Here is a 25,406-nt window from a genome sequence, read left to right on the forward strand (position 1 = left end):
CGGCATGGCGTTCTCTCCGCGCATTGTCATTGTTGACGATGAACGTTCCGTTCGCAGCGGGTTAAGCAATTTACTGCTGTCGGAGGGGTATGATACCTGCGCCTTCGAATCCGCAGAGGCATTTCTCAGTGACGACACGGCGCTGGCAAGCGCCGATCTGTTGATCCTCGACGTCAAACTCAAGGGAATGAGCGGCCTGGCGCTTTATGCTTCGGTAGTGTCGCAACCCGACCCGCCGCCGGTTATCTTTATCTCCGGACATGAAGATGAAAACAGCCAGTGGACTTTCACAGGGTCGGACGCCGTGACGCGTTTACGTAAGCCCATCAATATTGATACGCTGCTGGAACATATCCGCCGTGAACTCTCTTTACGCGAGGAGCGCCGATGAGCGAGAAACTCTCTGCCGCCGGACAGCTGATGAATGGGGACGTTTTTACCTTAACCGACGACATTATCTTCACGCCGCTGGCCCAGGAGGGCTGCATCGCCTGGACGCTGTGCCATCCGCTGCATTCGGGCGAGAGCTTTATTCTGGCCAGCGCCGCCAGCGATGAGGCAGAGTTTCAGGCGACCCGGCTGCTCAAAAATGAGTTCGCCCTGCGGATGCAGCTTTCCGGCATCTGGGCGGTAAGGCCGATAAGCTCCACCAGCCACCACGGTCGCTATGCCCTGGTCTATGCGCCGTTTCCCTTCAGAACGCTGGCGCAATCCACCCGCCTGCGGGTAAGCAATATCGCTGACTTTCTGGCAATGGCGTTAAGCCTCTGCACGCCGCTGCGGCAGATGCATGCCCAGGGGCTGGTTCACTGCGATATCAAACCCGGCAACTTTTTTATCGATCCCGGTGGCGCCTACCGGCTGGCCGGATTCGGATTGACCACCGGCTCGTCAGAGGCCGCCAGCCAGGCGAGTCTGACGGTATCGGGCGGTACCCTGGCCTATATGTCGCCGGAACACACCGCCCGCACCCGCGATAAGGTAGACAGCCGCAGCGATCTCTACAGTCTGGGCATCGTGCTCTATGAGCTACTGACCGGCGCGCTGCCCTTTGATCTGAGTGAAGGCGGGCAGGCGGAGTGGGCGCATCACCATATCGCCTCCGCTCCCCGGCCCCTGCACCAGGTTCGCACCTCTGTGCCGGGAATGCTCTCGGCAATCGTACTGCGACTGCTGGAGAAATCCCCGGCGAATCGATACCAGACGGTGGAAGGGCTGGTCGCCGATCTGCGCCGCTGCCAGGCGAACCTGACAGAAGAGGGTGATATCGCGCCGTTTACCCCTGGCTTGCAGGATCGCCTGCCCGCACGCTTTTTGCCGGATAACCTCTACCTGGCCCATCCTCAGCAGCAACAGCTGCTGACGGCGTTCGACCAGGTTATGGAGAGCGGTAGCCATTCGCTGGTAGTGATTAGCGGGCCGCTCGGCAGCGGCAAGTCATCGCTTATCGCCTCGGCCCTGAAAACGCTCCAGAATCGACCGGTGCTGCTTGCGGTCAGCAAAGCCGACCAGTATTCGGCGGTGGTGCCCTATACCGTTATCGCCTCGGCCTTTCGCTCTTTAACGCTCTACCTGCTGGGACTGGGCGCAGACGACGTCGCGCACTGGAAGCGGCGGCTGACCCGGGCGCTGGGCAGCTACGCGGTGCTGGCCGTCAAGCTGGTGCCGGAGCTGGGCCTGCTGCTGGACAACCGCGCGCTCACCGTGGGCGATCTGGGCTCCACCGATGCCCGGGCACGTTTTAACCAGATGGCTTCCCGGCTGGTGGAGGCATTCGCCACGGCGGAGTGCCCGCTGGTGTTGTTGATTGATGATATTCACTGGATAGACCAGGCCAGCCTGCAGCTTCTGGAGTACCTGACCAGCGCCAGCGGCGCGCTACCGCTGCTTATGGTGGTCGCCCACTCTGATACCGACGCCTTTCCCGACGGCAGCGGGCAACCACTGCTAAAAACGCTGCGCGCCGACGCGCGTCATCTGGTCGATATCCGGCCGGAGCCGCTGAGCGTGAAAGCCGTGTCGCGCTGGCTGGCGGAGATTTTTCAGACCCGGACGGCGGGTTTACACGAGCTGGCAACGCTAATTCATGAAAAAACCGGCGGCAATCCGTTGTTTACCCATGAATTTTTCCAGCGCATCGTTAAAGACGGGCTTATCAGCCATAACAAAAAGCAGGGGAAGTGGTATTACGATCTGCCGGCTATTCGGGCGCGAAACTACACCGAAAACGTGGCAAGCCTGGTGCTGCTGCAGCTGGCAGAGATGCCCCAGCAGGCCCGCAGGCTGCTGGGCTGCCTCGCCTGCGTGGGGGGAACGGGCAAGCCTGCATTGCTGAGCCAGATGCAGGAGATCGCCCCGGAACACCTTCATGAGCAGCTGCAACCCGCCATTTCCGCCCGGCTGATTAATCTTGCAGGCGATGAATATACCTTTACTCACGACCGGGTACACAAGGCGGCGCGGGCGCTGCTTAAACCTGACGAAATCAGCCAGCTTAATGTCTCTGCGGCACGCCTGTTCACCGCCGCGGCGGGCCAGAGCGACAGCAGCGATCGGCTGTTTCTGGCGGTTCACCATATTACCTCGGCCATTAACGTCATTCGCTTTTCGCCGGAGCGGGACAGCTACCGCACGATCTGCCGTCTCGCCGCACAGCGGGCCAAAAACACCGGCGATTACGCCTCTGCCGTACGCTATCTGCGGACGGCGAAGCTGTTAAAAGAGCAGGCGCTGCGCAAAGAGGCGGATGAGGATTTCCAGCTCGATTTCGACGAGGCGGAGTGTGAGTTTTTGCAGGGCAATCTCCCATCTGCGCTGGCGCTCTGCCAGGGGTTGATGCACGCCTCGCGCCCGCAGCAAAAAGCGGTGGCCGCCTGCATGATGGCGGAGATCTATATGCGCCAGTCTGATATGCCACTGGCGCTGGAGACGGCCCTGTCCAGCCTTGCCGCCTTTGGCGTCGACCTCAGTCGCCACCCCAATGCCCGCGACTGCGACGAGGCGTGGCGGTCGATAGAATCCCGGGTTGGCGGCGATCCGCTCGCCGCCTTCCAGACGCTTGCGCTGACGGAAGATCGGGAGGCGGAGGCGATCATGAGCCTGATGATCAGCGCCAGCATGTTTGCCGCCTTCGCCTGTCCGCGGCTGCACTTTTTACTGCTCTGCAAAATCATCCACATGACGCTGGATCGGGGATTATGCGGTGCCTCAACGACGGCGTTTGCCTGGTATGGCGTGCTGATTGGCCGCCGCTACAACGAGTATAAAAACGGCTATATCTGGAGCCAGCTCGCGCATGAGCTGGTGATGCAGCACGGCTTTAACAATTTTAAGGGGCGCACGCTGCTGGCGGTTGACCTTGCAACCTCCTGGGTGAAGCCGATCGGATCGGCAATCGAGAGCGCCAAAACCTGCTTTACGGCCTCGGTCGACCACGGCGATCTCACCGCCGCCTGTTTTATCATTCGCCATCAGACCATGAATTTTCTCACCCGCGGCGACCATCTGGACGGCGTGCTGACCACCATTGAGCGCGGCCTGGGCTTTATTCGCAAGCTGCGCTTCCCGGATGTCGAGATCCTGCTGCTCCTCCAGCGGCTGTACGTTAATCACCTGCGCAACGCGTCGGGAAGCTTTACCGGCGCGGACGTTTTCCCTGAGTCGCTGATCGCCGACGAGGCCGCACGCGGCCATCAGCACATTCCTCTGACGCTGTTCTGGTTCTGGCTCTATCGCGGCATGGCGCATTTTATGGCGGGGGAGTACGCAGAGGCGTCCCGCTGCCTGGCGAGGGCCGCGCCGGTAGTCGACAGCGTGCCGGGGTATATCCATCTGCTCGATTACCATTTTTACAGCGCGCTTTCGCTGACGCTCTCCCTGACGCCGGAGACCGCGACCGCCGCACAGCGGGAAAAGGTACGAGGCCATCACGGTCAGATCCTACTGTGGGCGCGCCACAATCCGGCGACCTTTGCCGATAAAGAGGCGTTGATAGGGGCAGAGCTGGCGCGCCTGGAGCAGAAAAACGACGTCGCCATCGCCCAGTATGAGCGGGCGATTAAGCTCTCGGGCGACGCGGAGTTTCATCACATTCATGGCCTGGCCTGCGAGCTGGCCGGCGGCTTTGCCAAAGCGGCGGGTTTTCAGGTGGCCTCCGAAGCCTATTTCCGCGGGGCATTTTCTGCCTGGCGGCGGTGGGGGGCGATGGCGAAGCTGCGCCAGCTTGAACGCCACTATCCGCACCTCTCGCCATCCGGACAGAGCACACCCTACGACACCATCGCTTTTGCACAGAATGAGGTCATTCACGATCTGGAGAGCGTACTTAGAGCAGTTCGTGCCATGACGGAGGAGATCGACCTCGACCGGTTAATGCAGACGCTGATGACCCTGCTGCTTGAGCGGGCAGGTGCCCAGCGCGGTCTGCTTATTCGCATTCTTGATAACAACGTGCTGGAAACGCAGGCCTGCGCGGAGACCTCCTCGGACGGCGTGAAGGTGCGGCTGGTTAAAGAGCGGCCTTCTGCAACCGATATGCCGCTGTCGATTCTCTCGGCGGTGATGCGCACCGGGCAGGAGATCCGCACCGGCAAGCCGGAGATCTTCAGTCCGTTCAGCCAGGACGCCTATCTGGTCACCTCCGGCGCGGCGGTGATGTGCGTTCCAATGTATAAACAGGCCAAAATGGTCGGCGTGCTCTATCTGGAAAACCGCGTCATGCCGGAGATCTTCACCGCCGAGCATTCGCGCATCGTCAGGATGCTGGCGGCACAGGCGGCGGTATCGCTGGAAACGGCGCGCCTGTACGCCGAACTGCTGGAGGAGAACGTCCAGCGGCGGCGGGTCGAGAAAGAGCTGCGCGCCAGCCAGACCTCCCTGATGCTCGGGGAGCGCATCAGCAACACCGGCACCTGGCGCTGGGATATCGATCAGGACCTGATGTTTGTCTCTGATGAATATGCGCGGATCCTCGGTCTGCCGGACCGACAGCGCACTCTCTCTATGGCGGATTTCCTGACGCTGGTGAATCCGGAGGATTATCAGCGCATCAGCGGGCTGGTCACCGAAAGCGTACGTAACGGTGTCTCAATGCGCGCCGAGTTCCGAGTGTTCCGCCCGGACGGCGAGTGCCGCTACATTCTGGGGGTGGGCAACCCGGTGGGGGATGAGCCCAGCGTTGCGGAGTATTTCGGCGTGATCACGGATATTACCGCCCGCCGCCAGTCGGAGGATGCCGTTCGCGTGGCGCAGGCCGATCTTGCCCGCGTCTCCCGCGCGACCACGGTCGGCCAGCTGACGGCCTCTATCGCCCATGAGATAAACCAGCCGCTGATGTCGATCGTGGCCAATGCGGGTGCCAGCCTGCGCTGGATCAGCCGTGAGCCAGCCATGCTCAGCCATGCACGCACCAGCCTTGAGGAGATCATCAGCGAGGGTGAGCGCGCCGGGAATATCATTCGCGGATTACAGGCGCTGACGCGCAATCAGACCTCAAGCCGCTCGCGGGTGAATCTGCATCATCTTGTCCATCACATTGTGGCGCTCTCACGCAGCGAGCTGGAGCGGCAGCAAATCGCGCTCCACTACCAGCTGAAGGCCCAGGATGCGTTTATCTTCGGCGACAGCGTACAAATCCAGCAGGTGCTGCTCAACCTCATCGTCAATGCGATTGATGCCATGGCCGGGGTGCATGACCGCCAGCTGACCCTGACCGTAAGCTCGCAGAACCCGGAGCCGGGTATCATCCGCCTTGACGTTACCGATACCGGAATTGGCCTGAGCGGAGAGGTGCAGGCGCGGCTGTTTGACTCCTTCTACACCACTAAAGAGCAGGGGATGGGGATGGGGCTGAGCATCAGCCAGAGTATTATTGAACGCCATGCGGGACGGCTGCAAGCGGCCTCAGGCGAGCGTCACGGCAGCCGATTCTGGTTTACCCTGCCAGTGCATGACGGGCAGGGCGAATAGCCGTCAGGAGGAGGGGGCGAGCTGCGATAAGCGGTTACGCAGTTCGCCATGCGCCATCGCGACCTCGGTCGACTCCTGAAGGGCATCGAGATATTTCTGCCGAAACTCACTGCTGTTTTCCGCGCCCAGCAGGCTGGCGAGCGTTTTACGCACGCTCTGCACCGCCGCGTCATCTACCGGCTGCTCTTTATCGTCCAAACGCTCGTCAATCTCGACCAGCACCTCGGAGATCTGCCGTAGCCAGGCAAACTGCGGGTGACTGGTCAACAGCTGCAGGTGCTCAAACGCGTTGCCAGGATCGCCAAAACGTTTGGTTTCCAGATCGACCAGCGTTTTATGCACTTTTCTCAGGGCGGATGAGAGGGTCTTAAGCTGCGTACGAGACTCAGTAGCGGGATGATGGGTCATCGGTTTCTCCAGGAGGCTTTAACGTTAACAAAAGGCCGCAGCACAATGGCTAGCGGCTTTGCGATTTCACGATATTGAGACGCTCCGCGCAGCGGACCAGATCCGCCAGCGAGCGCACTTCCATCTTTTCCATTACCCGTTTTTTATGCACTTTGGCGGTGATCTCACTGACGCCCATGGCGGTAGCGATCTGCTTGTTCAGCAGGCCGCCAATGGCTAACTGGAACACCTCTTTCTCCCGTGGGGTCAGCGACTCATAGCGGCTGGTCAGCGTCTGGATCTCCTGCGACGCACCCATGTTTTTTTCCGCCAGCGCCAGCGCATCCGCCACGGCCTTGAGCAGCAACCCTGGGACGGCGGGCTTGGTCATAAACTCATAGGCCCCGGCCTTCATCGCCTTCACGGACAGCGGAATGGTGCCGAACCCGGTAAGAAAGATGACGGGAATAAGATAGCCAAGCTTGGTCAGCGATTCGGTGACGTCAAAACCGTCGGCATCCGGCATGTTCATATCGAGGATAAGACAGCCTGGCTCCGGCCGGAACGCATGAGAGAGAAAGGCTTTCGCTGAGGGAAAGTCTGCAACCCGATAATCCTCTGCCATTAACAACCTGACCAGAGATTGCCTTACCGAATTATCATCATCTACTACATAAACAATAGGATCCATGAGTAGTCCTTGCCATCAACGTGTATGCATGTATCTAAACTGGTTATTAAGAAAGCATATAACGATTTTGTTGTCTTATATAACAGAGACATACAACTCACGTTTACCAAATAATAACCGGATAGTAACACAATAATTCTCATTATCATCTTGAAAATAGGAAGAATGGGTGAGATTGATTAAAGTATTGACAAATAAAGAGTAATCTATGATCGACTGCTGTTCTGTGCGCTTGACTGATACCGTACAGACCCTTGCCAGGGAGGCAGGGTGGCGGAGTCTAATAAGTAAGCGATTAAATTTTAAGGAGAAAAATTTACATACGCGTTAAGGCGTTGATAAATATTGCTTTTTATTATTGATAATTAGATAAGCGACGAGAAGCTTTTACGTATGCCACTTGATCACGACATCATATAAATCTACTGTATAAATACACAGTAACTTATTATAATAAGGTGACGTCCGTGAGTTTAACATTTTATAAGCCCGCTGAGCTGCGCGAAATTCTCGCGTTTCCTCTCTTTGGCGATCTGGTGCCGTGCGGTTTTCCCTCACCGGCGCAGGACTATGTGGAACAGAGTCTCGACTTAAACGAATTAATGATCCACCACCCCAACGCGACCTATTTCGTTAAGGCGGCGGGGGACTCGATGATCGATGGCGGCATCAACGATGGCGACCTGCTGGTGGTCGATAGCGCCCGTACTGCCGCCCATGGCGATATTGTTATCGCCGCCGTTGACGGCGAATTTACCGTTAAAGAGCTTCAGCTTCGCCCCGTTGTCCAGCTTAATCCCCGCAATCCCCGCTATACGCCCATCCGCATCGGCAGTGAAGAAGCGCTCGAAATCTTCGGTGTCGTCACGCACATAATTAAATTCACGTGCTGAATCATGTTCGCCCTGGTGGATGTGAACTCATTCTATGCCAGCTGTGAAACGGTCTTCAGGCCCGATCTGCAAGGCAAGCCCGTGGTGGTGCTCAGCAATAATGACGGCTGCGTGATCGCCCTCAGCGCCGAAGCGAAAAAGCTGGGCATTACTATGGGCGCGCCGTTCTTCAAGCAGCGCGATCTATTTCGCGCCCACCGCGTCACCTGCTTTAGCAGCAACTATGAGCTGTACGCCGACATGAGCCGCCGCGTCATGGGCACATTAGAGATGCTCTGCCCGCGCGTAGACATCTACTCCATTGACGAAGCGTTCTGCGATCTCGCCGGGGTGCGTAACTGCCGCGTGCTGGAGGAGTTTGGCCAGGAGATTCGTAACACGCTGTGGCGTGATACCCATCTGAGAGTCGGGGTGGGGATTGCGCAGACCAAGACGCTGGCCAAGCTGGCTAACTATGCTGCCAAGCGCTGGCCGCAGCTGGGCGGCGTGGTGGAGCTCTCTAACGTCGATCGCCAGCGGCGGCTGATGGCGAAGCTCCCGGTCGAGGAAGTATGGGGCATTGGGCGACGCCTCGCGAAAGCGCTGGATGCACTGGGGATCAAAACCGTGCTTCAGCTTGCCGATAGCGATATTCATTTTATCAGAAAACAGTTCAGCGTGGTGATGGAGCGCACGGTGCGCGAGCTGCGGGGCGAGTCCTGCCTGGCGTTCGATGAGTTTGTTCCCGCGAAGCAGGAGATTGTTTGCAGCCGCAGCTTTGGCGAGCGTACCGCGGACTATGAGTCGGTCAGGCAGGCCGTCTGCACCTACGCCTCGCGGGCGGCGGCCAGGCTGCGCGGCCAGCATCAATACTGCCGCTTCATCTCAGCCTTTGTGAAAACCTCACCCTTTGCTCCAGGAGAGCCTTACTACGGTAACAGCGCGATGGTAAAGCTGCTGACGCCCACCCAGGACAGCCGGGATATTATCCATGCCGCGACACGCTGTCTGGACACTATCTGGCGCGAGGGGCATCGCTATCAGAAGGCGGGCGTCATGCTCGGGGATTTCTACAGCCAGGGGGTGGCGCAGCTCGATCTTTTTGACGCCAACGCACCGCGTCCCGGCAGCGAGGCGCTGATGGCGGTGCTGGACGAGCTGAACAAAAAACGCGGGCAGGGGACGCTCTATTTTGCCGGGCAGGGGATCCAGCAGGCGTGGCAGATGAAGCGCGAAATGCTCTCGCCGCGCTACACCACACGATGGTCAGATCTGCCGATTGTAAATGTTGGTCATTCGTGAACAAATACCTCCAGGCGCTTCCGCGCAATTAGAAAAACTTTCCTCAAGGACGGGCAGTTTGATTAATGCATTGAGTATAGGTAACTTTTTGCTGGCGATATAGTCAATATTTCCTACCAGATAAACCGCATCGCGGGCACGTGATATAGCCACGTTCATACGGCGATCGTCAGCATAGAAGGTTGCAGGTCCAATGTTCCTGACAAATGAAAAGAATACAATATCTGCCTGTCGCCCCTGAAAAGCATCTACCGTATCAACTTCCACGCTTATCGTTTCACTGTAGTTTCTCGCTTTCAGCGCGTTCCGCAGAGCCCGGCATTGGGCACGATATGGGGTAATAAGGGCTACGCTGATCTTACGTCTGAGCTGAGCTCGTTTGAGACGTCTATCGATATCCGCGAGACGGTCCATGATTATTTGGATCTCAATTTCGTTGATGAGTATTTTCTTCTCTTTACCCAACTGAGCCGGTACTCTTATGCCATTGCTTTTATAGGTGAACCAGCCGAAGTGCTGAAAATCGTGATCCGTTTTTGTACGATGATGTTGCAGCATTCCATTATAAAAGTGATGGGAGATGAACTGACCTATATTGGGAAGCATACGAAACTGTTTACCCAGCGTTCCTTTCAGTTCTGCAGGCAGATTGTCGAATAGACGTTCAATCACGCCATTTCGGATTAAGCGCTCCTTATGATCATCCATTTTTTCAAGCAAATCTGACTCTTCCACGCAAAACGTGGGAGGTAATTGTTTGTGATCGCCGACAAGGATACATTTTCTGGCGACACTCATCGCCATCAGCCACTCGGGCATGGTGGCTTTTGAGCATTCATCTACGATAACTAAATCAAACATTTGAGTTTCGCTATCCATCAGATGGTCGATTTGATTGCAAGTAACCCCCACTACCTGATGCATCTCCGCCAGATAACGTGCCTGCCAGCGCGCAAGAGACAGCGACCCGTTGTCATTTTTTCGTGAGGTGTCCATTTGCTCCCATAGCTGCATTGTTAACTCTGGAGCGGCTTGATAAGCCTTGTGCCAGAGTGCGTCAGCCCGCGTCAGTGCAGCCGCCTGTTGCGTATGTTCACACTCAAACTCACTAATTACGAAATCAGGATAGCGCAGAATAGATGCCCGGAGTTCAGACGATGATTCCATAGCCAGGCGATCCAAAGCGTTATCAACGGCCACATGAGTTTCTGAGCTGATGAGGATCCGAGCATTCGGTTTGGCTTTCACCACCTGCAAAATGATTTCGACTATAGCCGTTGTCTTACCGGTTCCGGGGGGCCCCTGAATAAAGAAAAGATCGTCACAGGCCAATGCCTTAAGAATTAAGCGGAAGGTAGGGTCTTCAGGGTGATATTTTTCCTGTATAGGCTCCATCGGGTAAACGGACATAGAGGAAGAGACTTCCCGTGCCCTAAATTCGGAAATAAACTCATCAATCTTTAACTGTAATTCTGGTGTTGTTTTTTCATATGATTTCCTGAGCGTTTTACTATCATTTTCAAGAGGTAAAGGACTGGAATCAGCATCGCCATTCGCCGGGTTGCTATAATAGTACTGCAGCAGATGGTTATGGTTGATATTACAATTCGTACCGGCGCGAAAACCCAACAAGTAGCATATTTGGCGTTCAAGTTTAGGCTTGGTTGCTTTGTCCGCATTGATGAGTAGCTCAGAGAGATATTCCAGCCAGTGATCAATGTGGTCGATAAAATCAGTAGCCGCATTGAATTCATAATCTGCATTCGAATGACGTAAATTCATTTAACCTCCTGGAATTTGTATATGCAAAAGTGCTTCGACCCCTGCGGGATTTTTGCAGCCTAGTTTACTGATAATTAATCGGCGCAATTCCGGGATCTTGCGGTGCTCACTACTCACAGGAAGTACGAGCTTTGTTTTGAATAATTCAAAAACAATATTCATATCAGGATGGATTGTGAGTACTCCCAGGTTATTTTCTGCCATGCCGGCTGAAATCAGGCTGTCAATGGCCATCGCTATTCTATTCAAGGAGAATTGGGGCAAGGCCTGCAGTAAACGGTCTTTGGTATCATAACCCGCCTCGACGGCTTTAGTGACAGCAAAGATAGCCTCTTTAATATCCTGTCGTCTCCAGTAGAACTGAAGTTCAATTTGCGATGGCATTATCTCTCCTATTTTGTTTCTTTTCCCAATGTTCCCGCTTTAGCTTACTGGTACTGATACCAAACGCCTGCCACGCATTAAAATCACGATCGGTACTGAGCATTTCGCTCAAAGCATCAATAACAGTATCAGGATGTAAGGGTTTGATACGAGTGATATAGCCTCGAAGTTCATCACGGCGGTTATACAGGAATGAACGTGCATCTATCATAGCTTTCTTGTCCTTAAAGGCGGCAGAAACCTGCGGCGCCAGACGATTTTTTTGCGCTTTGTCATTATCAAATGAGCTTGGGTACTCATTATTATCATGAGCATATTTCACCCGTTGCTTATAGGGTTGATATTCGTCATTGATTTGTTTAAACAGCTCAGATGCACTCCTTACTCGCTCATTCGCAGTGCTCAATACCTGAATGATTTCCGGTAATGTTCCCCCTTCGCTGAGAGGAGCAAGCCATTCATTGACGTAGGGGAGTTCACTATCCTTAAAAGCGTAGTAAGCTTCAAACCTCTTGGCTATGTACTTCCAGTGCTCGGCACAATTATCATACCTTTCAGCCAAAATGTTTTTATTGATGACGTGTTGCTCATGGGCTGCCTTCTTGAGTTTGATCAGTTCAGAGCGCTCCGCATGTAGCCCTCTAACTTCTTTATAAAGAGCATCATGCTGGCTACGTAGTCGATTGAGTTCGTTTTTAAATTCATCGAGATGTGTTTTGGAAGCACGAGAGATTTGACTGTTGGTTTTCTCAATGAAATCAGATGTAATAGTTAATCTACGTTGCGCGGTGAGCTCACGCCAAGTATGTCGCCCCTGTCGCTGAGATAGCTTTGTTAACTCGGAAATGTATTCGTTGAGTAAGCTCATAGTTGACGTAAGTGCATGAATTTGTTCATGGACGATGTTTATTTTCTGCTGGTAGAAGTCTACCTGGAACCACGATTCTACGCACGTAAATACGAAGGTTTGAAACTTTTTGAGCTCTGGTAAAAAATCTGACGTTATTTTCAACTGCTGGTTCATAAACTCAATGAGGCTTTCAAGCTCCTCATTACGTCTTTTCTGGAACAAATTAACTTTGTCAGCGTAGCTGTTTTTCTGCATCTGTATGCGTTTACTGGCGGCTTCTTTAGCACGGTCCAGTTCGCGGACCAGGGACTGTGTTCGCGCTTCTTCTTTTCTTAATCTGGAGTTGGCCCACGCGTGGGCAATAGCTTTGAAAAGCATGGTGACAGTCCTTCAATAAAGTTCCAGAAACTCGCAAGCTTGGTCCCAACCCGTATTGCGCTGGATAAGCATTTCCATACGATAAAAGATGGCTTCCTGCATAATATTTTTAATAGACTGTTCGCTTTTATCCGACTCGCAGGAACTCTGCAGTTTGTCCCGCAATTCACTGAGCTCAATGGCAAAAGATTGTGCTCGAATCCGGTCATTTTGCTGTTTGCGCAGTTCAACATCCATTAATTCTGATTGAGCGACATAATCCTTGCGCACGGAGGCATAAAGCAAATACTGCAGCTCTAAATGTTGATTGAGATCCCTGCTCATCGCACCGAATTGGTCGAACGCCTGACGGGTTATATTATTTCGCGCCTCGTGATAGCGACGTTCAATGTCCGTAATGGCACTCTCATATTGCCTGAGTAGTTCTTTCATCACTTCACGCTCCTGGTTTGGCAAGTCGGAGAGCTGAGAACGGAGATTGCTTTGGACCGCCTGCAGTTGCGCTTTACGAGCGCCATATTCTGATATGATGGAAATCGCACCACTGAAAGGTAAAATATCACTCAGGCTAAAGTGCAACTCACTCATCTTACTCACCTGTCCAACGTAGGTAGACAAATCGATTTGTCCTCCATTGAGTAATTCCATCGCCGACTTCAACTCGTCATGAGCAATATTTATACCTTTTAAGGAGAAATGATTGACGTATGCGCCAGCAGCAAGGGCAAAACCAATTGCAAATACCGCTCCGCTGGCCATAACGCCAAGAGCACCCAGCGTGGTTCCGCCAATCGCATATCCAGAGATCGCTGCTGGTACAATTGCGCCAAGGTATGCCCCAGCCCCGGCACCCAGGCTGAAGGCCAGGCTGCCACCTACGACTTGAACTACCCCCCCGATCGTCGAGGATGCAAACTGTAAGTTGTCGATCTCTCCGGTGGAAAACTTATAGAGATTTTGGGCCAGTTGCGTTGTAATCTGAGCAACCGCAGCCGCCACGTTGCCTTTGATAAGCTGTTTTCCAAGCGATTGGGCAATGGTTTTACTCGCTTGTTGCGTGGCTGCGTCCAGCATCGCCTGGCCTGCATGCTGTATGCTGGTGATCAAGAGTGCGTTACCTGCACCTTTTACTGAGCTGATGACAACGCGTTGAGCGGCTTCCATGCACTGATCCATAGTCAAAGGCTCATCGCTTCGCAGTACTTCCAGCAGAATGCCTGCACTTTCGCTGACGGCACCACCGATAGCTCCAGCTTTAGCAGCATTACGGTACTGCATTGCGTTGAACTCACTTCGAACACGCCCCTTTTCTTTATACTCAGGACCGTTCTCATTGGCCTTTGCCTCTTTGACAAGTTCTTCAGCGCTACCTTCACCTTTACGATTAAGCCCGGTGCTGGAAACTTCACCATCGCTTGAGGAAAGAGAACCTTTCGCGTTATCAGCTGTGTCTTGATTGCTTTTCGCTACGCTGGGGCGCGTTTCCTGATTGCGCTTGGCCTGCTTGCTCGCGGAAGACTTAACTGCATCGACCTGATCTTGAGGGACGATTTTCCCGATACCATCATATTTTTCGGGGGATAATTCAGCAGCTGTCTTCTGCCCATCTTTGTAAAACTTAACCTGATGTTTAGTTACACCGTCAGGAGTGATGACGTGTATATCAGAGACAGGGTCATTATGCGTACCAACATCGCGGGTCGCTCGATGATTGTTTTTTCCTTTTGCCGCCGCCTCAATATTAAACGAACCAGCATGATGCGCCTCTGCGGCGAAGCCCTGCTGTACGTCAATAGATTGATTAGTAAACCCACCACCTTTTACGGAAATTGATTTCTGTATACCCTTTCCATATTCCGCGAGCGCTGTATTCAGGGCATCACCTTGCAACTGATTCCAGGCTCCCTGAAATTGAGCGATCCCAGAATCTACAGCGTCTTTAGCCTTTGGTTTATTTTTCATCAAATGCTTCTTTCCACGAAATGTCGGGTATTTACGATGGGAGTGTTTGCGTATCGATAACATCTCACTGTTATATCAGGTATGTATAACATAAAAGTATGCTAAATGCTTTATTGACGCAATAAAGAATAGGGTGTTTTCGAGAAAGGTAGCGTGCTAGTTGCAATCATTAGAATTTCATATGAACTTAACGTAAACTTGAGCTTAATTTAAAAGCGAGCCAAATACTCCAGCTATATATTGTAAACTTCTAAGTGAATCATTTTTCACGCTAATGCGCCCCGCGCTTGCCTCCTTTCGCTGAAACAGCTTTTTTAACGCTGTAATGACTATTAACGGCGCAGTTTAAGACGCTCATAAGCCTATCCTGTCGGTGCTTTTCTAACCGAGGAGATAATTATGGCACTACCCGATCTGATTTTACCCCAGGCGACAAATAACGTTATTCAGTCAGCGGATATTGCGCTGGTGGGAGGCGTGGCAGTATCTATTCCTGCTTATATAGGTGCTCAGCAGGGCGATCTGGTCTGCATTAGCTGGGGAAATATGCGCAGGGCGGCAGCGGTCATTGCTGATGTTAATCAGGATTTTCCTGTCGTTTTCCTGATCCCTGACGATCTTACGGCTATCGGTCAACACGCTCTGATATATGACGTAACGGATAATTTCGATAATAGTGTATCAAGCGATCCAGTCACGATCACGATTGAGTAATCATCACCAGGCCAGAGGAGCGGCCTGGTTTAACGCACTATCCTCCGCTCGGGAAATTTCCCCTTTACCACGCCGTCATAAAAACGGCCTTTCGACACCACGGTCAAAAACACGGTGAATATCCGCAGCGGCACGCCGTGGTACTGATAACAGCTCCGGTCGTGGAATAAAATTTCCAGCGTGCAGGAGGATTCGTCATAGCCCACGGAGGCGATGCGTGATGATACGACAGGTTGATGGCGCATGGCGGGACTCCTGGGCAGCTCGACACAGGAGAGATTATTACACGTTTTGCCCGGCAATGCCGGGCAAAAACAGGGTCTTATTCCGCCTCGCTCTTCTCCGCTTTTCCTGCCAGCTGCGCCAGGAAGTCATAGCGTTTTTGCAGATCGGCGGTGGCATCCTTCCACAGCTGCTCTGCCACTTCCGGCTGCTGAGCGTTAAGCCGACGGAAGCGCTGCTCCTTCAGCAGCGTATCGGCCAGCGCGTCTGATGGCGGACGGGAGTCCAGCGCCAGCGGCAGCTTGCCTTCGTCGGCGCGACGCGGATCGAAGCGGTAGAGCGGCCAGAAGCCGGTTGCCGTGAGCTGACGCATCTGATCGTGGCTGAGGGCCAGATCGTAGCCGTGCTCTTCGCAGGGGCTGTAAGCGATAATCAATGATGGGCCCGGATAGGCCTCCGCCTCCTGAATCGCCTTCACCGTCTGGTTAAGCTGCGCGCCCAGCGAGATCTGCGCCACGTAAACATGGCCGTACATCATCATGCTGACGCCCAGATCCTTACGCGCCTTGCGTTTGCCGTGCTCACCAAACTTGGTCACCGCCCCGAGCGGCGTCGCTTTCGAGGCCTGGCCGCCGGTGTTGGAGTAGCACTGGGTATCCAGCACCAGAATGTTGACGTTCTCCGTCAGGCTCAGGACGTGATCCAGTCCGCCGAAGCCAATGTCGTAGGCCCAGCCGTCGCCGCCGATCAGCCAGATAGATTTCTCCACCAGCGCATCGGCATCCGTCAGCAGCTCTTCGGCTCCCGCCACGCCGGTGAGGTGCTGGCGCAGGGCGGCAACCTGTTCCCGACGGACCTCCGGCGTCGCCTCCGCATGCAGCGCCGCGTTAAGCTCGGTCGGGATCGCCTCGGAGAAGGACTCTAGCAGGCGCATCACCCGCTGGCGATGCTGGTCAACGGTAAGACGGAAGCCCAGCCCGAACTCGGCGTTATCCTCAAACAGCGAATTAGCCCACGCCGGACCGCGCCCGTGGGCATCGGTGGTGTAGGGGGTAGAGGGCAGGTTGCCGCCGTAAATTGAGGAGCAGCCGGTGGCGTTGGCGATCAGCATCCGGTCGCCGTAGAGCTGGGTTAGTAGCTTGATATAAGGCGTTTCGCCGCAGCCGGAGCAGGCCCCGGAGTACTCAAACAGCGGGGTGATCAGCTGCGAGGTGCGAATGTCGATACGTTCCAGCTTGCTGCGGTCGATCTCCGGCAGGTCGAGGAAGAAGTCATAGTTAACTTTTTCCTCCTCCACATGCTCAAGGCGCGACATCATATTGATGGCCTTGATCTCCGGGTTCTGGCGATCTTTAGCCGGGCACACCTCTACGCAGAGGTTACAGCCGGTGCAGTCCTCCGGCGCGACCTGTAAGACATACTTCTGGCCACGCATATCGCGGGATTTAACGTCCAGCGACTGCAGCGACGCCGGGGCGTTCTCCAGCGCCTCAGGGGAGACCACTTTCGCGCGAATAGCGGAGTGCGGGCAGGCGGCGACGCAGTGGTTGCACTGGGTACAGATCTCCGGCTTCCAGATAGGGATCGCTTCGGCAATATTGCGCTTTTCCCAGCGGGTGGTGCCCATCGGCCAGGTGCCGTCCGGCGGCAGGGCAGAGACCGGCAGCGCATCGCCCAGCCCGGCCAGCATTGCGGCGGTGACGGTTTTCACAAAGTCCGGCGCGGCGTCGCTGACTACCGGCGGGCGATACGGGCTGGCGGCATTCACCGGCTCCAGCGGGACCTCAAACAGCGATTCGCGAGCCAGGGCCAGCGCCTGCCAGTTACGCTCGACCAGCTCCTGGCCTTTGCTGCTGTAGCTTTTGGCAATGGCCCCCTGCAATGCTGCCAGCGCGGTATCGCCGGGTAAGATCTGCGTCAGATGGAAAAACGCCATCTGCATGACGGTGTTGATCCGTGCCGCCAGTCCGCACTCGCGGGCAATCTTCGCCGCATTGATAATATAGAAGCGGGCCTGCTTCTGGTTCAGCACCGCCTGCACCTCCTGCGGCAGCCGCGCCCACACCTCGTCGGCGCTGTAGGGCGTATTGAGCAGGAAGATACCGCCGGGTTTCAGGCGCTCGGCCATCTGGTACTTATCGATAAACTGTAGCTGGTGACAGCCAACAAAATCCGCCTGGGCGATCAGGTAGGCGGAGCGAATCGGCTGCTCGCTAACCCGCAGATGGGAGACCGTCAGGCCGCCCGCTTTTTTCGAGTCGTAGACGAAGTAGCCCTGGGCGTACCACGGCGTAGCGTTGCCGATAATTTTGATATTGTTTTTGGTTGCCGAGACGCTGCCGTCGCTGCCCAGACCGTAGAAGAGCGCCTCAAGCTTAGCGCCTGAGGGCAGGGTATTTTCCGGCATTGGCAGTGAGAGGTTGGTGACGTCATCATAGATGCCAACGGTAAAACGCGGCCGGGGCTTGTCCGCCCGCAGCTCGTTAAAGATAGCCAGCACGCACTCCGGACCAAACTCCTTCGAAGAGAGACCGTAGCGCCCGCCGGTTACGCGCGGCAGGGTATCGCGCTCGCCCTGGTTAAAGGCCTCTGCCAGGGCGGTCATGATATCCAGATAGAGCGGTTCCGCCTGCGCGCCTGGCTCCTTGGTGCGATCGAGCACGGCAATGCGCTGGGCGCTCTGCGGCAGCACCGCTAACAGATGCTGTGCCGAGAAGGGGCGATAGAGACGCACCTTCAGCACGCCGACCTTCTCATTGCGGGTGAGCAGCTCATCAACCACCTCTTCGCAGGTGCCGATTGCCGAGCCCATAATCACAATGACCCGCTCCGCCTGCGGGTGACCGTAGTATTCGAAAGGCCGATAGCGGCGGCCAGTGGCCTGGGCAAAATCATCCATTGCCTGTTCAACGTGGTCATAGACCGCGTTGTACCAGGGGTTGGTGGCCTCGCGAGACTGGAAGTAGGTATCCGGGTTAGCAGAGGTGCCGCGAATGACCGGGTGGTCGGGGTTCAGGGCGCGAGCGCGATGGGCAGCGATCTCATCGGCGGGCAGCATGCTGCGGATGGTTTCATCAGCCAGCGGGACGATTTTGTTGATCTCATGCGAGGTGCGGAAGCCGTCAAAGAAGTGAATAAAAGGTACCCGGCTCTTAAGAGTAGCAACGTGGGAGATCAGAGCGAAATCCTGCGCCTCCTGGACGCTGCCTGCGCAGAGCATGGCGCAGCCGGTCTGGCGCACGGCCATCACATCGGAGTGATCGCCAAAGATAGAGAGCGCGTGGGTGGCAACGGTGCGGGCGGCAACGTGCAGGACAAAGGGCGTCAGCTGACCCGCCAGCTTGTAGAGGGTCGGGATCATCAGCAGCAGGCCCTGCGACGAGGTGAAGGAGGTCGAGAGCGCTCCCGTCTGTAGCGCGCCGTGTACGGCGGCAATCGCCCCGGCTTCGGACTGCATCTCTACCACCCGAGGCGTATCGCCCCACACGTTTTTTAAGCCGTTGCCGGCCCAGGCATCCGCCTGCTCGGCCATCGTCGAGCTGGGCGTTATCGGGTATATGGCGATAACTTCGCTGGTCCGGAACGCCACCGAGGCGACCGCGCCATTACCATCAACTGTGATCATAGATTTGCTCTCATTGCTTAAATGTTCACTCTCTCACTCCAGTATAGACAGCCGTCCAGGAGCGGTTTTTGATCTGAAAGTGAAGATATCGCAAAATATAGAGCTGCATTTTCCCGTCTGTAGCACTGGCAAACTATTTTAATTTACCCCTTGCACTGTGCGGTTAATCATGCGTTAATAGCCTAACGATGTAGCACTGAAATTATTTTTGTACTCCAAGAAACCCTCTCACTGTTTGTATCTTCTGATATTTCCCTGTAGATGTTTTCCCCGCTGATAGAAAATCTAGTCAGCCTGTAACTTTCTCTGCATCTTTCTCTGCAACGACAATAACTACCGCTATACTTTTAATGGGAATCAGCGGGTTAAGGCAGGCCCAGACGGCCAGCTCTCGTTGAACATAATTATGAAAAAAGGATACTATTATTACTAATCACATACATTTCCGCTGCCCATGCTGTCATGGGTCACAGTACAGAACCTCACATTTTGACGTTAGCGAAGCCAATCCCTTCGGCGCAAAATGCATTTTCTGTAAATCCTCCATGGTCATCCTGGATAACGTCTCAGCACCTCTCTCCGCTGCCCACGTAGCGCTGGATTTACGCACCCTGGCGTAAACCACCATCAAACCTGTGGCATAGCGCCAGAGTGGTAAAAAACGCTATGCCGGACAGAAAACCCGCATCCTCCTCTCGACGTCAGGCGCTACGCTGCCTATTATGCATAGGTTTTGCTAATTCAGAGGGGGAGAAGAAATGCGTACAGCGTTATGGGTAGGGTGTGCCGTCTGGTTACTTTCGGCATGTAGCAGCGAGCCTGTACAGCAGGCCACGGCAGCACACGTTGCGCCGGGTCTGAAGGCTGCTATGTCAAGCACGGGGCAGGCCAACTGCGCCATGATTGGCGGCTCGCTCTCAATTGCCCGTCAGCTGGATGGCTCCGCCACGGGCATGTGTGCGCTGCCTAACGGTAAACGCTGTAGCGAGCAATCTCTTGTCTCAGGCGCCTGCGGCAGCTACTGATTACTGCGCCGCGTCAGCCAGCTTATAGATGAGAGTCTGATCCGCCGTTGTCAGCGTCAGTTGACTATCGGTAAGGTCTACCTGCGCGCCCTCTTTGAGCAGGGTGCCAATAACGGTATCCAGCTCGCTACGCTGCGGATCAACACAGGCCATGCGGGTCATCACCAGCTCTTTCGCCGACAGCTCGCCGCCGGAGAGTTTTGCCTGGCCGGAGAAGCGGTTACACATGCTGCCGGAGATGGCCATTTTCTCGCCGAAGCGCAGCTCGGGTGGATTCTCGCCCGGCGTAACAGCGGTGCCGTTGACGTTTTCCAGCACGAAGCGGTGGCCAATGAGCTGCTCACTGGTCACGGAGACCTTTCCGTCCCGCACGCAGCCTGCCAGCAGAACACACAATGCGGTTAATGCCATCACTCTTTTCATACTGATTCCCTGAAGATTCTCCGTGGTAAATTCTATTTTATCAGTACGGTGGAGGAAGTCTTGCGGGATAGTCTGAAACTCCCTCCGCTGGCGGAGGGAGGCACTTTTTTCACATTTAGACCAGCGCGTTAGGGCAGTGGTCATCGTTTTCCAGCTGACGCAGGTTCTCCAGCGTGGTTTGCGAGATGCTGATCAGCGCTTCGGCGGTTAAGAACGCCTGGTGACCGGTGAACAGCACGTTATGACAGGCGGAGAGGCGGCGGAAGATGTCATCCTGAATAACGTCGTTCGACTTATCTTCGAAGAAGAGATCGCGCTCGTTCTCATACACGTCCATCCCCAGCGCGCCGATCTTCTGTGTCTTCAGCGCTTCAATGGCCGCCTGGGAGTCGATCAGGCCGCCGCGGCTGGTGTTGATGATCATTACGCCATCCTTCATCTGGGCAAAGGCGTCGCGGTTAAGCAGGTGGTAGTTATCTTCCATCAGCGGACAGTGCAGGGTGATCACGTCGGCACTGGCAAACAGCGTCGGCAGATCGACATACTCGACGCCCAACTCTAGCGCAGCCGCGCTCGGGTAGGGATCGGACGCCAGCAGGCGCATACCGAAGCCTTTTAGGATCCGCAGGGCGGCAATGCCGATTTTCCCGGTGCCAATTACGCCTGCGGTTTTACCGTGCATAGTGAAGCCGGTCAGCCCCTCCAGCGAGAAGTTAGCGTCGCGGGTACGCTGGTAAGCGCGGTGAATACGGCGGTTAAGGGTCATCATCATACCGACGGCGTGTTCGGCGACTGCTTCAGGAGAGTAGGCCGGGACGCGCACCACGCGCAGCCCCAGCTCTTTTGCCGCGTCGAGATCGACGTTATTAAACCCGGCGCAGCGCAGGGCGATAAACTTAACCCCGTGCTTCTTTAACTCTTCCAGCACCGGACGGCTGCCGTCATCATTAACAAAGATGCACACCCCGTCGCAGCCGTGGGCCGTTTTCGCAGTTTTTTCCGTTAACAGAAAGTCGAAGAATTCAAGATCGTATTGATAGCTCTCGTTAACCTGTTGCAGGTACTTTTTATCGTACTGCTTGGTGCTGTATACCGCGAGTTTCATAGGCTGTTCTCCAGTGATTTAGGAGTAATTATAGCCATTTACAATACTTCTTAACATAAGATTTGATGTCGTTTATGTTATATTATAACATCTCAATTCTTAACATGGACTGAGGGTAAGATGTTGGCTAATCATTTTGGAAAATTTGCAGTGGCTCTGGGAACGTTACTGATGGGTGGACAGGCGCTGGCGCACGGTCACCATTCGCACGGTAAACCGCTGACGGCGCAGGAGCAAAAAGCCGCCGAGGGCGTGTTCGATGATAAAGACGTTAAAGCGCGCGAGCTGAGCGACTGGGACGGCATGTGGCAATCTATCTACCCGTACCTGCTGAGCGGCGATCTCGATCCGGTTTTCAAAAAGAAGGCTGAGAAAGAGAAGAGTAAAACCGCTGATGAGATTAAAGAGTACTACCGCAAGGGGTATATGACCGACATCGATACGCTGGGCATTGAGAACGGCGTAATGGAGTTTCATACCGGTGACAAGGTGAGCAGCTGTAAGTACGAATCTGCGGGCTATAAAATTCTCACCTACGCCTCCGGCAAAAAAGGGGTGCGCTATCTGTTTGAGTGTAAAGATGCCAGCAGCAGTGCACCGAAGTTCGTGCAGTTCAGCGACCATACCATTGCCCCACGCAAGTCGGCACACTTCCATATCTTTATGGGCAACACTTCCCAGGAGGCGCTGCTGAAAGAGATGGACAACTGGCCAACCTACTATCCGTATCAGCTCAGCAAGGAGCAGGTGGTCGATGAAATGCTGCACCACTAAAAGTAAGGGTCGTTGATAGTATGTAATCAACAGCTTAACGTGGCACAATGGCGTCAGTTTGAGTTACTTTTCGGGACGCTGACTTGCCCATGAAGGGTAAATACAAAGCCGCCATTGCGCTTCTCCTGCTGTTGATACTGCTGCCGCTGACGCTGCTGCTTACGCTCGCTCAGTGGCTGCCGGGGCTTGCGGGTATCTGGCTACCCGCAGGTACCCGTATCATGCTGGAGGCCAGCCCGCGCCTGACCCGGCACGCGCTGCAAATCCCCGATCTGCGTTATCTGGTGGGCGATTGCCCCCTGGCGTGGATCCAGAACGCAGAGATTACCCACCCCAGCCGCTGGCAGGTAACAATCGATGCGGTCGATCTCAACCAGACCTGTCTTGAAAAGCTCCCGCAAACTGAACCCTCAACCGCCGCGCCGCGCACTCTGGCCGAGTGGCAAGCCATGCTGCCCTACGCGTGGGTCAACGTTAAGCGAGTGACAGTGTCACCTTTCCAGGCGTGGCAGGGGACGTTATCCCTCTCATTAACGCCGCAGGTTCAGCAGGTACGCTACCACGGTGACCGGCTTACGCTTGATGCTACCCTGCGCGGGCAGGCGTTAACCGTTAACGAACTGGCGCTCTCTTTGCTCGACGGTCAGCCGCCGATCGCGCTGTCGGGCGAGTTTACGCTACCCCGCCTGCCTGCCGGTGCACCGGTTGACGGGCGTGCCACCGCGACGCTCAGCCTGCCGCAGGTCCCGTCTCCCGTTGATGCCGAGCTGGAGTGGCGGGATAACACAGGCCAGCTGATTATCATGGCCAGGGATAACCCCGATCCGCTCCTCGATCTACCGTGGCAGTTGACCCGTCAGCGTTTGACAATCAGCGATGGCCGCTGGCAGTGGCCGTATCAGGCGGGCGTTCCCCTGAGCGGACGCGTTGGTTTACAGGTAAAGAACTGGCAGCAGGGGCTGGAGAAGAGCGAGATTAGCGGTCGGCTGAACGTGTTAACCCAGGGGCAGGCTGGCAAAGGCAATGCGGTGCTGAGCTTTGGGCCAGGACGCCTGAGCACAAAAGAGAGCGCGATGCCGCTCCAGCTCACCGGCGAGGCGAAGCAGGAGGATCTGATCTTCTATGCCGTGCTGCCCGCCCAGCTAACCGGCTCCCTGGCCGAACCGCAGCTGCGCTTCTCCCCCGGTGCGCTGCTGCGCTCTCGCGGACGAGTGATTGACTCCCTGAATATTGATGAGATTCGTTGGCCGCTGGCGGGCGTCACGTTGACCCGCCAGGGCGTGGGCGGTCGGCTACAGGCTATTTTGCGGGCCCATGAGGCGCAGCTAGGGGATTTTGTGCTGCATCTCGACGGTCGGGCGCAGGATTTTCTGCCGGATAACGGGCTGTGGCAGTGGGCCTACTGGGGCGACGGCAACTTTACGCCGATGCAGGCGCGCTGGGACGTCAAGGGCCGGGGCGAGTGGCGCAACAGTGAAATCGTTCTGACGGATCTCTCTACCGGTTTTGATAAGTTACGGTATGGCAGCCTGCAAATACGCCAGCCCAGAATGGTGCTTGATGCGCCCATTCGCTGGTCTCGGGATCCGCAGCATCCGCACTTCAGCGGTGCCCTGGCGCTGGACGCGCAGGAGACCTCTATTAACGGCGGCGGGGCGCTGCCACCCTCGACGCTTAAGTTCAGCGTCAAGGGTAAGGAGCCTACCCGGTTTCAGTTTAAAGGCGATCTGCATGCGGCGGCGATCGGGCCGGTACGGGTAAACGGCCGCTGGGATGGCGAACGTCTGCGCGGCCAGGCGTGGTGGCCGCGTCAGCCGCTAAGCGTTTTTCAGCCGCTGGTGCCACCCGACTGGAAGATGGATCTGCGCGACGGCGAGCTGTATGCGCAAATTGCCTTCTCCGCCGCGGCGGATCAGGGATTTGAAGCCGGTGGTCACGGGGTGATCCGTCAGGGCAGCGTCTGGCTGCCCGATAATAAATTTAACGGCGTCGACTTTATCTTGCCTTTCCGCTTTAGTGAGGCAGGCTGGCAGTTTGGCACGCGTGGGCCGGTGTCCCTGCGCATTGCTGAGATTACCAACCAGGTGACCGCCCGCAACTTCACCGCCGATCTGCAGGGAGCCTACCCCTGGCGGGAAGATAACCCGCTGCTGCTCAGCGACGTCAGCGTCGATCTGCTGGGTGGCAAAGTGACCATGCAGCAGCTGCGGATGCCCCAGCACGATGCGGCCCTGCTGCGCCTGCAACATATCTCCTCAAGCGAATTAATTACTGCCCTGCATCCGAAGCAGATTGCGCTCTCGGGGCCGATCAACGGCGCACTGCCGCTGTGGCTGGAGCATGAGAAGTGGCTGATTAAAGACGGCTGGTTAAACAGTCCCGCTGCGCTGACGCTGCGTCTTGATAACGATACCGCCGACGCGCTGGCGAAGAAGAATATCGCAGCGGGGGCGGCCATCAACTGGCTGCGCTACATGGAGATCTCCCGATCGTGGACTACGCTCAACCTGGATAACCAGGGAGAGCTGACGCTTCAGGCCACGCTGCACGGTACCAGCTACGCCGAGGGGAAGCGCAACACCGTGAATCTCAACTACCATCATGAAGAAAACGTCTTCACCCTGTGGCGTAGCCTGCGCTACGGCGACAACGTAGAGACATGGCTTGAACAGCATGCGGCTCTGCCGGGCTGTTCATCCAATCGAGGATGTAAGGAAAAATAATGAAGATCCTAAAAGTCTCTTTTGGTCTGCTGCTTCTGCTAACCCTGAGCGGCTGCACGCCGCGTATAGAGGTGGCCGCCCCTAAGGAGCCAATCACCATCAATATGAACGTGAAGATTGAGCATGACATCAACATCAAGGCGGATAAAGAGGTGGAGGCCTTGCTGAAAGAGCAGAAGTAGGACGGTCGCATTACCAGCGTTAATGATTATCAGGAGAG

At 55.4% G+C, this 25,406-nt stretch carries 20 protein-coding genes; 10 read left to right on the forward strand and 10 right to left on the reverse strand.

Going from position 1 to position 25,406, the window contains the following annotated elements; genetic code table 11:
• Window positions 1–4 precede the first annotated feature (4 nt).
• Window positions 5–391 carry a response regulator transcription factor gene (locus RTP97_RS01545; RefSeq protein WP_312410238.1) on the forward strand — a complete coding sequence of 129 codons (387 nt, stop codon included), beginning with the start codon at window positions 5–7 and terminating at the stop codon, window positions 389–391.
• Complete coding sequence (locus RTP97_RS01550) at window positions 388–5,967, forward strand: AAA family ATPase (RefSeq protein WP_312410240.1); 5,580 nt, start codon at window positions 388–390, stop codon at window positions 5,965–5,967. Before RTP97_RS01545 ends, RTP97_RS01550 begins: the two co-directional genes overlap by 4 nt.
• 3 nt (window positions 5,968–5,970) lie before the next feature.
• Here RTP97_RS01550 and RTP97_RS01555 read toward each other — a convergent pair whose 3' ends face one another.
• The gene (locus RTP97_RS01555; protein WP_312410242.1) at window positions 5,971–6,375 is read right to left on the reverse strand and encodes a hypothetical protein; all 405 of its coding nucleotides are present in this window, start codon (window positions 6,373–6,375) and stop codon (window positions 5,971–5,973) included.
• 49 nt (window positions 6,376–6,424) lie between these two features.
• A complete protein-coding gene (locus RTP97_RS01560) occupies window positions 6,425–7,045 on the reverse strand; it encodes a response regulator (RefSeq protein WP_312410243.1) in 621 nt (206 codons plus the stop codon).
• Between the two features lie 467 nt (window positions 7,046–7,512).
• Here RTP97_RS01560 and RTP97_RS01565 point away from each other — a divergent pair, with 467 nt between their 5' ends.
• Window positions 7,513–7,938, forward strand: coding sequence for a translesion error-prone DNA polymerase V autoproteolytic subunit (locus tag RTP97_RS01565; protein ID WP_312410244.1), 426 nt, complete (start codon window positions 7,513–7,515; stop codon window positions 7,936–7,938).
• Window positions 7,939–7,941: 3 nt separating this feature from the next.
• A complete protein-coding gene (locus RTP97_RS01570; RefSeq protein ID WP_312410246.1) occupies window positions 7,942–9,219 on the forward strand; it encodes a Y-family DNA polymerase in 1,278 nt (425 codons plus the stop codon).
• On the opposite strand, the gene RTP97_RS01575 is transcribed toward RTP97_RS01570, so the two are convergent.
• From RTP97_RS01575 to RTP97_RS01590, 4 genes are read right to left on the reverse strand one after another with little or no spacing between them, the layout of a single operon-like run.
• Window positions 9,184–11,001 (reverse strand): AAA domain-containing protein, encoded by a 1,818-nt coding sequence (locus tag RTP97_RS01575; protein ID WP_312410247.1) that lies wholly within the window; start codon window positions 10,999–11,001, stop codon window positions 9,184–9,186. The genes RTP97_RS01570 and RTP97_RS01575 overlap by 36 nt on opposite strands.
• Window positions 11,002–11,385, reverse strand: a complete 384-nt coding sequence (locus tag RTP97_RS01580; protein ID WP_312410249.1) for a hypothetical protein — start codon at window positions 11,383–11,385, stop codon at window positions 11,002–11,004.
• Complete coding sequence (locus tag RTP97_RS01585; RefSeq protein WP_312410252.1) at window positions 11,369–12,613, reverse strand: hypothetical protein; 1,245 nt, start codon at window positions 12,611–12,613, stop codon at window positions 11,369–11,371. The genes RTP97_RS01580 and RTP97_RS01585 overlap by 17 nt, the downstream gene beginning before the upstream one ends.
• Before the next feature lie 12 nt (window positions 12,614–12,625).
• The gene (locus RTP97_RS01590; RefSeq protein WP_312410255.1) at window positions 12,626–14,575 is read right to left on the reverse strand and encodes a hypothetical protein; all 1,950 of its coding nucleotides are present in this window, start codon (window positions 14,573–14,575) and stop codon (window positions 12,626–12,628) included.
• A gap of 399 nt (window positions 14,576–14,974) precedes the next feature.
• Here RTP97_RS01590 and RTP97_RS01595 point away from each other — a divergent pair, with 399 nt between their 5' ends.
• Entirely contained in the window at window positions 14,975–15,289 is a 315-nt protein-coding gene (locus RTP97_RS01595) for a hypothetical protein (RefSeq protein ID WP_312410257.1), read from the forward strand.
• 29 nt (window positions 15,290–15,318) lie between these two features.
• Here RTP97_RS01595 and RTP97_RS01600 read toward each other — a convergent pair whose 3' ends face one another.
• Window positions 15,319–15,534 (reverse strand): KTSC domain-containing protein, encoded by a 216-nt coding sequence (locus RTP97_RS01600; protein ID WP_312410260.1) that lies wholly within the window; start codon window positions 15,532–15,534, stop codon window positions 15,319–15,321.
• A 77-nt stretch (window positions 15,535–15,611) separates the two neighbouring features.
• Window positions 15,612–19,136 carry a pyruvate:ferredoxin (flavodoxin) oxidoreductase gene (nifJ, locus tag RTP97_RS01605; RefSeq protein ID WP_312410263.1) on the reverse strand — a complete coding sequence of 1,175 codons (3,525 nt, stop codon included), beginning with the start codon at window positions 19,134–19,136 and terminating at the stop codon, window positions 15,612–15,614.
• Between the two features lie 425 nt (window positions 19,137–19,561).
• On the opposite strand from nifJ, the gene RTP97_RS01610 reads away from it, so the two are divergent.
• Together RTP97_RS01610 and RTP97_RS01615 are read left to right on the forward strand one after the other, a co-directional pair.
• Complete coding sequence (locus RTP97_RS01610) at window positions 19,562–19,756, forward strand: cold-shock protein (RefSeq protein ID WP_312410402.1); 195 nt, start codon at window positions 19,562–19,564, stop codon at window positions 19,754–19,756.
• Window positions 19,757–19,894: 138 nt separating this feature from the next.
• Window positions 19,895–20,161, forward strand: coding sequence for a DUF333 domain-containing protein (locus RTP97_RS01615; protein ID WP_312410265.1), 267 nt, complete (start codon window positions 19,895–19,897; stop codon window positions 20,159–20,161).
• On the opposite strand, the gene hslJ is transcribed toward RTP97_RS01615, so the two are convergent.
• Both hslJ and RTP97_RS01625 read right to left on the reverse strand, forming a co-directional pair.
• A complete protein-coding gene (gene hslJ / locus RTP97_RS01620) occupies window positions 20,162–20,584 on the reverse strand; it encodes a heat shock protein HslJ (RefSeq protein ID WP_312410268.1) in 423 nt (140 codons plus the stop codon).
• A 115-nt stretch (window positions 20,585–20,699) separates the two neighbouring features.
• Complete coding sequence (locus RTP97_RS01625) at window positions 20,700–21,689, reverse strand: 2-hydroxyacid dehydrogenase (RefSeq protein ID WP_312410270.1); 990 nt, start codon at window positions 21,687–21,689, stop codon at window positions 20,700–20,702.
• Window positions 21,690–21,809: 120 nt separating this feature from the next.
• On the opposite strand from RTP97_RS01625, the gene zinT reads away from it, so the two are divergent.
• The 3 genes from zinT (at window position 21,810) to RTP97_RS01640 (ending at window position 25,368) form a co-directional block, all read left to right on the forward strand.
• Window positions 21,810–22,463, forward strand: a complete 654-nt coding sequence (gene zinT / locus RTP97_RS01630; RefSeq protein WP_312410273.1) for a metal-binding protein ZinT — start codon at window positions 21,810–21,812, stop codon at window positions 22,461–22,463.
• A gap of 89 nt (window positions 22,464–22,552) precedes the next feature.
• Entirely contained in the window at window positions 22,553–25,186 is a 2,634-nt protein-coding gene (locus RTP97_RS01635) for a YdbH family protein (RefSeq protein ID WP_312410274.1), read from the forward strand.
• A complete protein-coding gene (locus RTP97_RS01640; RefSeq protein WP_312209673.1) occupies window positions 25,186–25,368 on the forward strand; it encodes a YnbE family lipoprotein in 183 nt (60 codons plus the stop codon). Before RTP97_RS01635 ends, RTP97_RS01640 begins: the two co-directional genes overlap by 1 nt.
• Window positions 25,369–25,406 lie beyond the last annotated feature (38 nt).

This window comes from Pseudescherichia sp., from assembly GCF_031998825.1.
Classification (GTDB): Bacteria; Pseudomonadota; Gammaproteobacteria; order Enterobacterales; family Enterobacteriaceae; genus Pseudescherichia.

Coding starts and splice junctions, on each gene's coding strand:
- RTP97_RS01545 (WP_312410238.1), top strand. CDS start 5: ATGGCGTTCTCTCCGCGCATTGTCATTGTTGACGATGAACGTTCCGTT.
- RTP97_RS01550 (WP_312410240.1), top strand. CDS start 388: ATGAGCGAGAAACTCTCTGCCGCCGGACAGCTGATGAATGGGGACGTT.
- RTP97_RS01555 (WP_312410242.1), bottom strand. CDS start 6,375: ATGACCCATCATCCCGCTACTGAGTCTCGTACGCAGCTTAAGACCCTC.
- RTP97_RS01560 (WP_312410243.1), bottom strand. CDS start 7,045: ATGGATCCTATTGTTTATGTAGTAGATGATGATAATTCGGTAAGGCAA.
- RTP97_RS01570 (WP_312410246.1), top strand. CDS start 7,942: ATGTTCGCCCTGGTGGATGTGAACTCATTCTATGCCAGCTGTGAAACG.
- RTP97_RS01575 (WP_312410247.1), bottom strand. CDS start 11,001: ATGAATTTACGTCATTCGAATGCAGATTATGAATTCAATGCGGCTACT.
- RTP97_RS01580 (WP_312410249.1), bottom strand. CDS start 11,385: ATGCCATCGCAAATTGAACTTCAGTTCTACTGGAGACGACAGGATATT.
- RTP97_RS01585 (WP_312410252.1), bottom strand. CDS start 12,613: ATGCTTTTCAAAGCTATTGCCCACGCGTGGGCCAACTCCAGATTAAGA.
- RTP97_RS01590 (WP_312410255.1), bottom strand. CDS start 14,575: ATGAAAAATAAACCAAAGGCTAAAGACGCTGTAGATTCTGGGATCGCT.
- RTP97_RS01595 (WP_312410257.1), top strand. CDS start 14,975: ATGGCACTACCCGATCTGATTTTACCCCAGGCGACAAATAACGTTATT.
- RTP97_RS01600 (WP_312410260.1), bottom strand. CDS start 15,534: ATGCGCCATCAACCTGTCGTATCATCACGCATCGCCTCCGTGGGCTAT.
- nifJ (WP_312410263.1), bottom strand. CDS start 19,136: ATGATCACAGTTGATGGTAATGGCGCGGTCGCCTCGGTGGCGTTCCGG.
- RTP97_RS01615 (WP_312410265.1), top strand. CDS start 19,895: ATGCGTACAGCGTTATGGGTAGGGTGTGCCGTCTGGTTACTTTCGGCA.
- hslJ (WP_312410268.1), bottom strand. CDS start 20,584: ATGAAAAGAGTGATGGCATTAACCGCATTGTGTGTTCTGCTGGCAGGC.
- RTP97_RS01625 (WP_312410270.1), bottom strand. CDS start 21,689: ATGAAACTCGCGGTATACAGCACCAAGCAGTACGATAAAAAGTACCTG.
- zinT (WP_312410273.1), top strand. CDS start 21,810: ATGTTGGCTAATCATTTTGGAAAATTTGCAGTGGCTCTGGGAACGTTA.
- RTP97_RS01635 (WP_312410274.1), top strand. CDS start 22,553: ATGAAGGGTAAATACAAAGCCGCCATTGCGCTTCTCCTGCTGTTGATA.
- RTP97_RS01640 (WP_312209673.1), top strand. CDS start 25,186: ATGAAGATCCTAAAAGTCTCTTTTGGTCTGCTGCTTCTGCTAACCCTG.